This window comes from Streptomyces novaecaesareae (genome assembly GCF_000716875.1).
GTDB lineage: Bacteria > Actinomycetota > Actinomycetes > Streptomycetales > Streptomycetaceae > Kitasatospora > Kitasatospora novaecaesareae.
This window is the reverse complement of record NZ_JNWQ01000084.1, coordinates 16,480-30,094: the sequence shown is the minus strand read 5'-3', so window position 1 is coordinate 30,094 and position 13,615 is coordinate 16,480. Positions and strand designations below refer to the sequence as shown.

General features: G+C 74.6%; 9 protein-coding genes. 3 read left to right on the top strand and 6 right to left on the bottom strand.

The window, feature by feature from the left end:
- Positions 1-6 precede the first annotated feature (6 nt).
- The 4 genes from OP86_RS26470 to OP86_RS36120 form a co-directional block, all read right to left on the bottom strand.
- A complete protein-coding gene (locus OP86_RS26470; protein ID WP_063832465.1) occupies positions 7-2,175 on the bottom strand; it encodes an FUSC family protein in 2,169 nt (722 codons plus the stop codon).
- Between the two features lie 9 nt (positions 2,176-2,184).
- Complete coding sequence (locus tag OP86_RS26465) at positions 2,185-3,516, bottom strand: HTTM domain-containing protein (protein WP_051830689.1); 1,332 nt, start codon at positions 3,514-3,516, stop codon at positions 2,185-2,187.
- Entirely contained in the window at positions 3,513-4,175 is a 663-nt protein-coding gene (locus OP86_RS26460) for a DUF5819 family protein (RefSeq protein ID WP_033333486.1), read from the bottom strand. The genes OP86_RS26465 and OP86_RS26460 overlap by 4 nt, the downstream gene beginning before the upstream one ends.
- 84 nt (positions 4,176-4,259) lie before the next feature.
- Complete coding sequence (locus tag OP86_RS36120; RefSeq protein ID WP_063832464.1) at positions 4,260-5,531, bottom strand: rhodanese-like domain-containing protein; 1,272 nt, start codon at positions 5,529-5,531, stop codon at positions 4,260-4,262.
- A 277-nt stretch (positions 5,532-5,808) separates the two neighbouring features.
- On the opposite strand from OP86_RS36120, the gene OP86_RS33965 reads away from it, so the two are divergent.
- Positions 5,809-8,598 (top strand): SpoIIE family protein phosphatase, encoded by a 2,790-nt coding sequence (locus OP86_RS33965; RefSeq protein WP_078653652.1) that lies wholly within the window; start codon positions 5,809-5,811, stop codon positions 8,596-8,598.
- Between the two features lie 67 nt (positions 8,599-8,665).
- Here the strand turns inward: OP86_RS33965 and OP86_RS36915 are convergent, their stop codons facing one another.
- Entirely contained in the window at positions 8,666-9,358 is a 693-nt protein-coding gene (locus tag OP86_RS36915) for a hypothetical protein (RefSeq protein ID WP_157849849.1), read from the bottom strand.
- A 279-nt stretch (positions 9,359-9,637) separates the two neighbouring features.
- Positions 9,638-11,407: a phosphatidylglycerol lysyltransferase domain-containing protein gene (locus OP86_RS26440; RefSeq protein WP_051830693.1), complete on the bottom strand. Its 1,770-nt coding sequence runs from the start codon at positions 11,405-11,407 to the stop codon at positions 9,638-9,640.
- A 398-nt stretch (positions 11,408-11,805) separates the two neighbouring features.
- On the opposite strand from OP86_RS26440, the gene OP86_RS26435 reads away from it, so the two are divergent.
- Both OP86_RS26435 and OP86_RS26430 read left to right on the top strand, forming a co-directional pair.
- Positions 11,806-12,459 (top strand): response regulator, encoded by a 654-nt coding sequence (locus tag OP86_RS26435; protein ID WP_483414676.1) that lies wholly within the window; start codon positions 11,806-11,808, stop codon positions 12,457-12,459.
- Positions 12,456-13,604 carry a sensor histidine kinase gene (locus OP86_RS26430; protein ID WP_051830685.1) on the top strand — a complete coding sequence of 383 codons (1,149 nt, stop codon included), beginning with the start codon at positions 12,456-12,458 and terminating at the stop codon, positions 13,602-13,604. Before OP86_RS26435 ends, OP86_RS26430 begins: the two co-directional genes overlap by 4 nt.
- Positions 13,605-13,615: the final 11 nt, after the last annotated feature.

Here is a 13,615-nt window from a genome sequence, read left to right as displayed (position 1 = left end):
CGAGATCTACACTAGATCGCTCGTCGGCAGCGTCAGATGTGTATAAGAGACAGCCCCAGAACCCCCACCCGAGGAGCTCCCCCGCAGGGCCCGCTCCAGATCCCGCAAAGCCAACCCCACCAACCGAGTCCCCGCCCGCACCACATCCCGCTGCACCCCCGCCGGCACCCCCGCCAACCGCTCCTCCAGCCGCGCCTGCGCCCCCCGCACCGCCCCGAACTCCACCGGCTGCCCGGTCAGCAGCGCCGCCCCCGCGAGCGCCGTCGCCAGCCGCAGCTCCTCCGCGTACTCCCCGGCCCCCGGCACCGGCTCCGCGTCCGCGCCCGGCAGGTGGGCCTCCAGCAGGACGGCCGCCCGCCCGAGGGCCCCGACCGCCGCCCGGGCCCGGTCGATCTGGCGCCGGCTCACCCCGGCCAGCCCGGACTCGTGCCGCCCCGGTTCGGCGTCGGCCCGCTGCATGGCCTGGACGAGTTCGGAGCGCGCCTCGCGCGAGTCCAGCAGTGCGCTCCGCACGACCCGCCCGCGCGGCGCCGCCGGCTGCTCGTAGCAGGCGACGACCGCCCCCGCGTACCGCCCGGCCGCCGCCAGCCATTCGGCGAGCCGTTCCCCGAGCCGGGCGGTCTGCCAGGTCGGGAACAGCGCGTACGTGACGAGCGCGACGGACCCGCCGAGCAGGGTGAGCCCGACCCGTTCGAAGGCCGTCACCAGCGGGTTGCCCTCCTGCAGTCCGAGCAGGAACACCACGTACGTCGAGATCCCGACCGTGGTCAGCGCGTACCCGGTCCGGAAGGCGAGGTACGCCCCGCCGATGCAGATCACCGCGAGCGCGGCCAGCACCCATTCCCCGGGGTGGGTCAGTTGCACGACGAGCGTGGAGACGGCGACCCCGACGACCGTCCCGGCGAGCCGGGCGACGCCCCGGCTGTAGGTCTGCGCGAAGTCGGGCCGCATCACCATCGCGGCCGTCATCGGCGCCCAGTACCCGTGGTGGAATCCGGCGAGCCGGGCCAGCAGGTAGGCGACGGTGACCACCCCGGCGAGCCGGACGGCGTGCTGGAAGATCGCCGACCGCGGCCGCAGCTGGCGCCGTACGGCCCGCAGCGCGACGGGCAGCATCCGGACGATCGACGGCTTGTGCAGCGCCCCGCCGGCCCCGACGACGGGTGTGGTGATGGTGTCCTCGTCGTTGCGGTCCAGGGTGTCCGCGGCCTTGCGCAGCAGCCCGCCGAGGCGGCGGGCGGAGCGCCGGGCGGCGCCCTGCAGCCGGGGGCCGTCGTCGTCGGGCCGTACCAGGGTGAGCACGGGCGCGGAGCGGGGGAGCCGGACGGGGTCGCCGGTGCGGACGGCCCGGGCGAGGGCGTCCATGACTTCGGCGGCGGCGGCCAGCACCTCCCGGGCCCGGTCCCGTTCCGGCCCTTCCTCGGGGGCGCCGATCCTGGGGTCGGCGAGCGCGGCGAGGGTGGGCCGGATCCGTTCGGCGATGCCGCGCAGGCCGCGCAGTTCGGGTGGCCGGTGGCGGTCCTGCCAGGGGGTGAGCGCGGCGGCGTGCCGGGCGGTCATGAACGGCGCCGGGTCCACGTGCGCGGTCGGGTCCTGGCGCAACCGGCGGGCGTAGTCGGCGAGTTCGGCGTAGGTGTCGGCGAGGGCGTCGCGTTGGGCGGTCCAGCTGCCGATCGGCCAGAGGGTGATGACGGCGGCTTGGACGACTCCGCCGAGGGCGGCGACCAGCCCGTGGCCGAGTGCGGCGGTCACGCTGACCGGCAGCTGGACGACGATCAGCATCACCGAGACGGTGTTGGTCGCGACGACCCCGGCGGTGGGCCCGATCGCCCAGGCGAGCCCGGCGCCGAAGGCCCACACCCCGAGCAGCACCGGGAACAGCCCGGGGACGCCGGCGGCCAGGTAGCCGAGGAAGGTGCTGATGCCGAGTCCGGCCCCGGCGGCGACGGCGAGGCTGGCCCGGGGCCGGAAGCTGCGCTGGAAGGTGGCCGAGCCGGCGATGAACGCCCCCATCGCGGCCGAGGTGGCGAGGGAGACCCCGCCGAGCGCGAGCGTCGGGAAGAGCACCAGTGCCACGGCGACCGCCCCGCGGGCGGCCCGCTTGGGGTCGGTGAGGGTCCGGTCGAGGGTGAGTCCGGTCCGCGCGGTGTCACGAAGCGCGGCGAACCAGGACATACCGACATCCTAGGGTGTGCGCCGGAACCGTCCCGCACCGAACCGTCCGGCACCGATCCGTCCGGCACCGATCCGTCCCGCACCGATCCGGCTCGCCCGCGCCGCCAGCCACAGCAGTGCCCCGGTCGGCAGGAACACCGCGTCCGCCGCGATCATCGCGAGCGAGAACACCGGCAGTCCGAGCAGCACCGCGATCCCCGTGTGCTCCAGCATCATGACGGCCAGCAGCACGTTCTTGACCCGCCGGTTGAGCAGCGTGAACGGGAAGGCCACCTGCACGATCACGGTCCCGTAGGAGATCAGGAAGACCGGCAGCAGCGCCGAGCCGACCAGCGCGGACAGCCCGGGCCAGGGGGTGAAGTAGTCCAGGTGCAGCGGGTAGTACAGCGCGGTGCCGTCCTGCCAGCGCGTGCCCTGCACCTTGTACCAGCCGGCCGTGGCGTAGATCAGCACCACCTCGACGGCGATCACCAGCATCGCGCAGTTGTGCACCATGGTGGCCAGCGCGTCGAGCACCGCCCGCGGCTCGCCGTCCGGCCGCAGCCGGCCGAGCACCCACCAGAGCCCGGCGACGGTCCAGAGGCCCCAGAACAGCGGCGCCCAGCCGAGGTACGGGAAGGCCCGGCCGGTCCAGGTCAGGCTCCGTCCGGAGAAGTCGCCGAACTGGCAGACCGCCAGGGCGGTGCCGAGGACGGCCCAGAGCGCCACCCCCGTCCACTTCGCCCACCCCGTCCGCCCGGTCCGCCCGGTCCGCCCGGTCCGCCCGAGCCGGGCCCGCCGGGCGTCCAGCGACCAGACCTCGGCGCAGCGGGTGAAGACCAGGTAGACCGCCATCAGGTGGACGACGTTGTCGCCGCCGTCGCCGAGGAAGATGTCGCGGTTCTGCAGCGACAGCACGGTGACCAGGAACAGCACCGTGCTCACCCTGGTCCGCCAGCCCAGCAGCACGGCGAGGGCCGCCAGCACCGCCAGGTGGTAGACCAGTTCGAACCAGAGCCGCCCGCCGAACCAGGGCAGCACGGTGAACGCGCCGTCGTCGCCGAGCAGCCGCTCGGCGAGGTCCAGCGACAGCGGGGAGCGGTCGCCGTACAGCACCCGCCGGTTGGGCCACTCGCGCAGCAGGTACACGCACCAGACCAGCCCGAACCCGATCCGCACCACGGCGGCCTGGTGCCGTCCGAGCACCCGCCCGGTGAAGGCCGCCACGGCCCGGCCGAGCGGCCCGGCCACCCGGGGCCCGCGCGGCGCCGGAGCCTCCGGTCCGGCCCCGGCCTGCCGTGGCACGCCGGCCGGGAGCAGTTCCCCGTCCGGCCGCGGGGCCTGCGCCGACACCTCGTTCATCCGAGCAGCCCCCGGTAGTCCTCCTCCGCCACCGGCCACCACGGCAGCTCCCGCACCTTGGGCTCCGGCGGCGCGGCCTCGCCGCTCCAGGTCGGCGGCAGGACGGTGGCCGTGGTCACCCGGAAGGCGATCTCCAGGATCCGCTCGCCGTCCACGTCCCGGCCGATCCGCTGCAGCGCGATCCGTTTGAGGTACTGCTCGGCGAGCTTGCCGCGCGCCCCGGTGGGCGCCTCGTCCTGCGGGTTGTGCGAGCCGTCGTAGAAGTCCCAGGCCCGGCGCAGCAGGTTCTGGTCGACGTGGCTGGGCGCCGGGTTGCCCCGTATCGCGGCGAGGTCCCGCGCGGTCAGCCCGATCCAGTCGTGGGTGCGGGTCGCCCCGCCGGGCGCGACGGTCCGCACCCGGGCGTCCACGCTGACGTTCTGCTGCAGCGGGTTGGGCGCGAACAGCTTCCAGTTCTGCTCGAACTCCGGGTAGACGATGCCGTCGACCTCGTCCCGGTACTGCCGGGACAGCGAGTTGGCGGGCGCGACGTGCAGGAACACCGCGCCGAGGAACAGCGCGGTGCCGCCGAGCAGCGCCACCCCGGCGAGGCCGAGGACGGCCCGCGCGGGCCTCGACCAGACCCGGCCGGGGCCCGGCCGCTCCGTCGTCTCCGTCATGGCCTCCCCCGCCCGGTCCCGGCACGCTCGCGCGCCCATCCTGCCCTACCGGGCGACGGGCTCCGAGGGGCCTACCGAGAGGTCCTAGAGGACGAAGGCCTCCTGGCCACCGCTGCTCACCATCGGACGGCCGGCGTCCTGCCAGGCGTACATCCCGCCGTCCACGTTCACCGCGTCCCGGCCCTGCTGCACCAGGTACTGGACGACCTGCGCGGAGCGGCCGCCGACCCGGCAGAGCACGTACAGCTTCTCGTCGGGCAGCTCACCGAGCCGGGCGATCACCTGGCCCAGCGGGATGTGCAGCGCGCCGTCCACGTGGCCGGCGTCCCACTCGTCCTGCTCGCGCACGTCCAGCAGAGCGGCATCGGCGGGTACGGCGGCGGCGTCGGCGGTGGGGATCTGCGCGAACATCGTGTGGCTCTCCTGGGGTCGGTTCGGGTCCGTGCCATTGTCGCCCACCGCAGCCGGACCGTGGCCGTGGCCGTGGCCGTATCCGTAGCCGTGACCGTGGCTGTGGCCGTCCGCGGACGGGTGCCCGCCGAGCAGCCGCTCCAGCTCGGCCTGCCGTTCGGCGGCCTTGGCCAGCAGCTCCTCGGCCAGCTGCTCCAGCAGCCGGTCCGGGTCCTGCGGGGCGAGGGCGAGCAGCTCGCCCATCGGGGTCTGCTCCAGCCGGACCTGCTCCGCGGCGGTCTCGGCGATCTTGGCGGTCAGCCAGTCCAGCCGGCGGCGCAGCCAGTCCGCCCGGTCGGGGGAGTCGACGCCGGGCGCGGCCTCCGGCGCGGTGGACCACTCGGCGGCCAGGCCTTCCAGCGCGGCGGCGTCCCCGTACGCGTAGGCCTCGTTGACCCGGGCGATGAACTCGGCCCGGCGCTGCTGCTCGGCCGGGTCGGTGGTGAGGTCGGGGTGGGCGCGGCGGACCAGCTCGCGGTAGATCCGCTGGGCCTCCTTGCCGGGCCGCACCCGGGCCGGTGCGGCGGGCGGCGGCGGGGCGGCCTCCTGCCCCTGCCCGGGCTGCTCCCGCCCGGACTGGTCCCGCTTCTCCCGCACCGAGTCGAACAGCGCGTCCAGGTCCGGCAGTTCCTCGACCTGCTGCCGTGCCTCGGCGGCCCGGCGCCGGTCCTCGGGCAGGCCGGTGCGGGCCGCGACCGCCTCGGCGACCAGCGCGTCCAGCTCGTCCAGCCGGGCGTAGAGCGGGCCGAGCAGCTCATGGTGGATCAGGGCGAAGTTGTCGATCTCGACCCGCAGCGTCTGCACGTCCACGTCCATGCTGAGCCAGGCGAGCTCGGCGGCAGCGACCCGCTCCTCCAGCTCCTGCCGTTCCGGGTCCGTCCAGCGGGCGGGGCTCTGCGCGCTCACTTCTCGCCTCTGTCTCGTCCGGCCGGCTGCGTCCTGCGGGCCGCCGTGCGGGCGGCCCGGCCTGCCACCCTACCGCCGTGCGGGAAGGCCCCGTCCGGGTGAACCGGAGGTACCGACCGGCGCGCGCCGCGCGACACGCAACCGATACTGACGAATCTCCCCGTTTCGGTATCAAGCCCGGCCCGGTCCGTGATTCGCTGGTATCCGCACAGCGTGCCTTCCTCCGGAGAGACGGCCGCCTCCAGGCGTGGCGGCCAGGCGGGAGCAGACCGAATCCATGGTGGCCGAGTCCAACTCCACACCGCGTCCGGCAGGCGACGGGACCGCACCGGGCGACCAGCCCACGGGCGTGGCCGCCCTGCTCCGGCTCGCCCCCGTCCTGGTCGACCGGTCCGGCCGGATCGCGCAGTGGAGCCGCGCCGCCGAGGAGCTGTTCGGACACCGCGCCGAGGTCGCCCACGACCGCCCTGCCTCCGGCCTGCTGCCCGCCCTGGAGTCCCGGGTGCTCGGCCGCTGCTCCGTCCGCCGCCCCTGCGACACCTTCGACACCCTCGCCGAGCTGACCTCGGCCGGCCGCCCCTGGGCCGGGCGGCTGACCGTCACCGACCGCGAGGAGCACCAGCGCGACGTGCTCTGGTGGGCCTACCCGCTGGCCGGGCCGTCCGGCGGGCTGCTCGCGCTGGCCGCCGACGCCCGCCCGCTGCGCACCACCGGTCCGCGGCTCGCGCTCGGCGAGCGGCTGCTGCCGTTCGCGGCCGCCCCCGCCGCCCGGGGCGGCTTCCACGGGCTGACTGCGGCGCTCACCCGGCCCGCCGACCGGGTCCCCGAGCCGCTGGCCCGCCTGCTGCCCGCCGCGCTGCGCGGGCCGCTGCTGGAGGCGGTCGAGCTCGGCGGTCTGCCCGCCCTGCGGCTGGACGCCACGACCGTGCTGCCGGTGCTGCCCGCCGACGCCCAGAGCGGGACGGCGCACGCGGCCGCCGGCCTCGGCCGCCGCTACCCGACGCCCCAGCAGCGCGCCGCCCGGGTCGGCCCGCCGCCGCAGCCCGAGCCGACCACGTCCGTCCGCCGCCCGGCCGCCCCCCTGCCCGTCCAGCGCGACGCCGCCGAACTCGTCGCCCAGTCCCTCGCCCTGCCGGTCGCCGCCGCAGTCGGCGGCGCCGCGGCGGGCGGCGGCCCGGCCGTCCCTCCCCCGGCCTCCGGCCGGGACGCACCCCCACCCACCGGAGGAGGAACGGCCATCGACCGAGCCGCCGTCGAGTCGTCCGCCATCGGCCACCCGCTGCCATCCACCGACCAGGCCCCGCCCCCCGCCGTACCCGCCCCGCCCCCCGCCGTACCCGTCCCGGCCCCGGCGAGCCCCGAGGTCCCGCCCTCCGGGCGCCTCGGCCCGTTCCTCACCAACGGGCAGGCCGGCGAGCAGCTGGCCCTGCTGAACGAGGTCGGCGGCAAGGTCGGCACCACCCTGGACCTCGGCTTCACCGCCCGCGAGCTGTGCCAGGTGCTGGTCCCCCGGATCGCCGACTTCGCCTGCGTGGACCTGGTGGACGGGCTGATCTCGGACTCCGAGCTGCCGGTCGCCCGCCCGGACGACGACACCATGCTGCGCCGGGTCGCCCTGGTCTTCAACGAGACCGGCGGCGCCTGGGACCACGTGCTCGCCGAGGGCTCGCTGGTCAGCATGCCCCGCCGCACCCCGCCGGGGATGGCCCTGCAGCTGAACCAGCCGGTGCTGGTCCCGGTGGTCAGCTCGGACGTCGCGGTCGACTACGCGATCGCCCTCGGCGGCGCCCGCCTGGCCCCGGTGGTCTCCGGCCGCTCGATGCTGGTCGTCCCGCTGTCCGCCCGCGGCACCGTGCTGGGCATCCTCAAGCTGCTCCGGCTGCCCGACCGCGTCCCCTTCGACGAGAGCGACGCCGCGACCCTCAAGGAGCTGGCCGTCCGCGCCGCGCTGTCCCTGGACAACGCCCGGCTGCACCGCGCCGAGGCGAGGGTCGCCACCACCCTGCAGCGCTCGATGATCCCGACCCGCCCGCCGCAGATCCCCGGTGTCCAGATCGCGCACCGCTACCTGCCCGGCGATCCCAAGGCCGAGGTCGGCGGCGACTGGTTCGACGCCATCCAGCTGCCCGGCAGCCGGGTCGCCCTGGTGGTCGGCGACGTGATGGGCCACGGCATCCACTCCGCCGCCGCGATGGGCCGCTTCCGCACCGCGATGCAGACCCTCGCCGCCCTGGACCTGCCGCCCGGCCAGCTGCTGCGCCACCTGGACAACCTGGCCCACAAGCTCGGCGACGACCACCTCGCGACCTGCCTGTACGCGGTCTACGACCCGATCAACCGGACCTGCGAGCTGGCCAGCGCCGGCCACGTCCCGCCCGTCCTGGTGCACCCGGACGGCACCGGGGAGCTGCTGGAGATCCCGGCCGGTGCCCCGATCGGCGTCGGCGGGGTGCCGTTCGTCGCGAAGACCATCGACGTCTCGGACGGCTCGATGCTGGTGCTGTGCACCGACGGCCTGGTCGAGGTCCGCGGCGGGGACATAGGAGCGGGCCTGGCCGCGCTCTGCGGGAACCTGATCGACCCGCAGCAGAGCCCGGAGCAGGCCTGCGACGAGGTGCTGCGGCGGCTGCACACGGACGACCGCAAGGACGACGTCGCCCTGCTGGTGGCCCGCTTCGACGGGGTCGCCCCGTCGGAGGTGGCCACCTGGGACCTGACCGTGGACCACCGCGAGGTCCGCCGGGCTCGTTCACTGGTCCGCGAGCAACTGGCCGGCTGGCACCTGGAGGCGCTCAGCGACACCACCGAACTGCTGGTCAGCGAGCTGGTGACGAACGCCGTCCGGGTCGCCCGGGACCAGGTGAAGCTCCAGCTGATCCGGGTGGACAAACTGCTGGTCGAGGTCAGCGACGACAACCACAACCTGCCCTCGCTGGAGCCGGCCGAACAGCTCGGCGAGACCGGCCGCGGCCTCACCCTGGTCACCAAGCTCGCCGAACGCTGGGGCACCGCCCGCAAGGCGGTGGGGAAGGTCGTCTGGTTCGAGCTCCCCCTTCCGCCCGCCTGACAGCCGCGTACGGGCACCGGCCCGAGGCCCGGCCGCCACGCGGCCGACAGGGCGTTGACAGCGTCCCTCAGGGGATGACGGCCCCCGCCGACCGGCGCCGCCGGGCCTCCACCGCGACCTCCCGGGAGGCGGCCGCGGCCACCGAGGTGGCGGCGCCGACCCCGGCCAGCACCCGCGGCCAGAAGTCCCCGAAGACCTCGACCGAGACGGCGATCAGCAGCGCGGTGATCACCGCGACCACGTGCTCCAGGCCGGCCAGGTTCGGCAGCACGACCGCCTCGCCGACCATCAGGACCACCACCAGGCCGGCGGTGAACCAGGCCCGGCAGCGGAACGCGATGCAGATCGCCAGCGCCACCACCGCGGCCGACGGCCCGGTGTCCCGCACGTAGGCGACCCACTTCGGGAAGCCGAACAGGTGGCCCGGCCCGATCGCCACGCCGACCCGGGCGAACAGCGTGCCCGCCAGGGTGCAGGCGTAGGCCACCACCAGGGTCATCCGCCGGCCGAGCACGATCTCGGCGATCGCGAAGACCACGAACACCTGGGCCAGCGCCCCCCAGACCGGAAGGTCCAGCGCCGGAACGTACAGCGACAGCGGCGTCCGCAGCAGCGAGACGTCCAGCGACAGGGCCGCCCGCACCACCCCGATGTGATTGACGAAACGCTCACCGCCCGGCAGGTGCTGGACGATGCTGAACAGCAGGATCAGAGACGTCGCCACCGTGGCCAGCGGAACGGCGGCGAACTTCTTCCGCACCACCGTTTCCCGGACCGTCGCGAACAACGTCCCCCACTCGGCGACAGCGGCCGCTCTGGCTACCGCCAGCGGCCCCTTTCGCACGCCCCCCGCGTGGGTCCTGTGAATCACAACCGTTTCTCCCGAATCCCCGAACTCTCGACTACTCCAACATTAGAAGCCTCTTAACAAAGCCACATCGGCATGGATGGGGATAAGGGTCATCCTCAGGGGGGAGGGCGATACCCCCGCCGGACCCCCCGTCCGGCCGACCGGCCCCCTCCGCCCCCCGGCGGAGGGCTACCCCTTCCCGTCCCGCGCCGCGACCGGCACCCGGGGTGCCACCACGGCGGCCCGCGCGTGCCGACGGCGGAACAGGGCGGGCAGGCTCGGCGCGACGATGAAGCCCTCCGCGCGCGCACTCGCGATGCCGATCCGCGGAATCTCGCTGCTCTTCTCGAACAGCAGGTAGCGCGGCTCCCAAATCGGCCGGTACTTGGCATTGGCGCGGTACAGCGACTCGATCTGCCACCAGCGCGAGAAGAATCCGAGGACGGAACGCCACAGCCGAAGCACCGGGCCGGCGCCCAGGCGCGAACCGCGCTCGAAAACGGAGCGGAACATCGCGAAGTTCAACGAAACCCGCTTCAGCCCCACCTCGTCGGCACGCTGCAGGAGCTCGATCACCATGAACTCCATCAGGCCGTTCTCGGTGTCCCGGGCCCGGCGCATCAGGTCCAGCGAGAGCCCGTCCGGGCCCCAGGGGACGAAGCTCAGCAGCGCCTTGAGCTCGCCGTCGCCGTCACTGCACTCCAGCATCACGCAGCGGCCGTCGCCCGGGTCGCCGAGCCGGCCGAGCGCCATCGAGAAGCCGCGCTCGGTCGCCCCGTCGCGCCACTCGTCGGCCTTGGCCACCAGCTCGGCCATCTCCGCCTCCGAGATGGACTCGTGGCGGCGGATCCGCACCGTGTACCCGGCCCGCTTGACCCGGTTGTACGCCTGCCGGACCACCCGCATCGCGCGGCCGTCCAGCGAGAACTCGTCCATTTCGACGATCGCCTCGTCGCCCAGCTCCAGCGCGTCCAGCCCGTGCCGGGCGTAGATCACCCCGGCCTCCTCGGAGGCGCCCATCACGGCCGGCGCCCAGGCGTGCTCGCGGGCCTCGGCCAGCCAGGCGTCGATCGCGCCCGGCCAGGCCTCCGGGTCGCCGATCGGGTCGCCCGAGGCGAGCGAGACGCCGCCGATCACCCGGTAGGTGACCGCGGCCTTGCCGCTGGGAGAGAAGATCACCGCCTTGTCCCGGCGCAGCGCGAAGTAGCCGAGCGAGTCCCGCTCGCCCTGCTTGTCCAGCAGCCCGCGCAGCTTGGCCTCGTCCTCCGGGTTCAGCAGCTCCTTGCCCCGCGGGCTGCGGAAGGCCACGTACAGCACCAGCAGGAAGAGCACCGCGCCCATCGCGTTGATCGCGGCGTTCACCCAGGTCGGGGCGGCGATCACGGAGCGCAGGTGCTCGGACGGGGTGATGGTGATCATCCGGCCGACCGAGTACCGGAAGAGGTCCCAGAAGCCGGCGCCGGACAGCTCGTTGGTCAGCCAGACCAGCAGCGCGCCGACCCCGCCGCCGAACACCAGCCCACCGACGAAGGTGGCCGCCGCGGTCTTCGGGTTGGCGCTGTCGCCCTTGGAGGTGAACTCCTTGCGCCCGATCGCCAGCGCCAGCACGAACAGGCAGGTCAGGACGGTGGAGAAGTAGTTGAGCGGGTGCTTGTTGAACCGTTCGTCCGGCACCACCATGGCCGCCAGGTAGAGCAGCGCGAAGAGCCCGCCGAGCGCCGCGTTGAAGATCCACGCAGCCCGCTTGCGCCGCCGCATCGCGACCGCCAGGAACACCGACAGCACGGCGCTGGCCAGGCCCGAGGTCATCAGGTACGGGGTGAAGTACTCACCCTCGTTGTGCTCGCTGACCTGGTTGCCGAATGGCACCAGCAGCACCGTGGCCACGTTGAGCAGGGCGATCAGCCGCAGGTACCAGACGGAGGCCACGGCGGCCCTCGGACGCCAGCGGTCGAGCACGCCGCCGGGCCGGGGCCCGGGGGACGTGGCGGACGGCTCCGACTTCACAGTGGACGACACAGCTCAATTCCAAACGATCAGATGGTGGGGCGCATCCGCGAACGGCCCGGCGCCGGGCGCCCGCACGGGCCCGACGGACTGACCGGCCACCCCCCGCCGGGACGTCCGCCCAGGTGGCGGAGCAGGCCGGAAAGAGTCAGCCAACTCCATGGTTCCGCACCGGGGCTGAGAATTACGTGAACCGGGTAGCGGATTCCCACCCCCGCCGAACGGCGGGGGTTGCCACCCACCGAGGTTCGGCGCCCCGTCCCGGCTACCCCTACCCTCGAAACGACCTACGCGGACCGCCCCCACCCGGCCGCCAGAACCGAGGAGGCACCATCACCACCACCCGCGTGCTGATCGTCGACGACGAGATCCTGGTCCGCTCCGGCCTCGGCCTGATCGTCGGCTCCGCCCCCGACCTGGAGGTGGTCGGCGACTGCTCCGGCGGGCAGGCCGAGGACCACGTCCAGCGCCTGCGCCCGCACGTGGTGCTGCTCGACATCCGGATGCCGGACCTCGACGGCATCTCCGTGCTGCGCCGCCTGCGCGCCCTGCCCGACCCGCCCGCGGTGGCGATGCTCACCACCTTCGACACCGACGAGTACATCGGCACCGCGCTGCGCGCCGGGGCGACCGGCTTCCTGCTCAAGGACACCGCCCCCGAGCAGCTGGTGCACGCCGTCCGGGTGCTCGCGGCCGGCGGCAACATCCTCTCCCCGACCGTCACCCGCACCGTCATCGGCGGCTACGTGGACGGCGGCGGCCCGGACGCCGAGGCCACCGCGCTCGCCCGCACCCTCACCGGCCGGGAGCTCGACGTGCTCGCCCTGCTCGGCGAGGGCCTGTCCAACGCCGAGATCGCCGACCGCCTCTTCCTCGGCACCGGCACCGTCAAGGACCACATCAGCGCGATCCTCGGCAAGCTCGGCGCCGCCAACCGGGTGCAGGCGGCCGTTCTCGCCCACCGGGCCGGCCTGGTCCGGCCCAAGCCCGGCGACGGGGCATGACGGCCGCCGACCAGCTGCCGTCCAGACGGCTCCCGGCCTGGTGCACCGCCCCCTGGCTGATGCTGCTGCTGCCGGTCCTGTACTCCCTGCTGGACGCCGCCCTGGTGGCCCGGGAGGCCTCCTGGTGGCAGGTCGCCCTCTCCACGCTGGCCGCCGTCGCCCTGCTCTGGCGCCGCCGCTTCCCGGTCACGGTGCTGCTGCTCACCATGCCCGGCAGCTGGGTGGACGAGATCTGGCTGGCCCCGATAACCGCCGTCTACACGGTGGCCGCCGAACGTCCCAGCCCGCGGATCGTGGTCCCCTGCGGCGTCCTCTTCACCGTGGTCGAGTTCTTCCACTGGCCGCTGCCCGTCGACCTCCTCGACCTGAGCCGGGCCACCGCGCTGGACGCCATCCAGGCCGTGATGCTGGCCGCCGGCCCGGCCGCCACCGGACTGCTCGCCCGGACCCGCCGGGAGCTGGCCGCCCGCCTGGACGAGCTGACCCGCGGCCAGGAGCGGGAGAGCCGCCTGCTGGCCGAGCGGGTGCTGATCAGCGAGCGCGGCCGGCTGGCCCGGGAGATGCACGACGTGGTCTCGCACCAGGTCAGTCTGATCAGCATCCAGGCCGGCGCGCTCCAGGTCAGCAGCGCCGACCCGGCCGCGGTCACCACCGCCCGCACCATCCGCGAACTGGCCGTCCGGACGCTGGAGGAGCTGCGCCAGATGGTCGGGGTGCTGCGCGGCACCGGCGGCGGGCTGCCGGACGCCCCGCTCGCCCCGCAGCCCCGACTGGCCGACCTGCCCCGGCTGATCGAGGAGAGCGGGCTGGCCGCCGACGCCGAACTGCACCCCGGTGACCGCCCGTGGCCGGAGGCGGTGGAGCGGGCCGCCTACCGCACCGTGCAGGAGGCGCTCACCAACATCACCAAGTACGCCCCGGATGCGGCGGTGCACGTACGGGTCCGGGCGAAGGGGCGCCGGCTGCGGGTCGAGGTGCGCAACGAGGCCCCGCCGGTCCACCCGACCGAGACCCTCCCGGGCGGCGGCCACGGCCTGGTCGGCCTGCGCGAGCGCGCCCAGCTGCTGGGCGGCACCCTCACCGCCGGCCCGACCCAGGACGGCGGCTTCGAGGTCCGCGCCGACCTGCCGGCCACCCGCTCCTGAAACGCACCCGC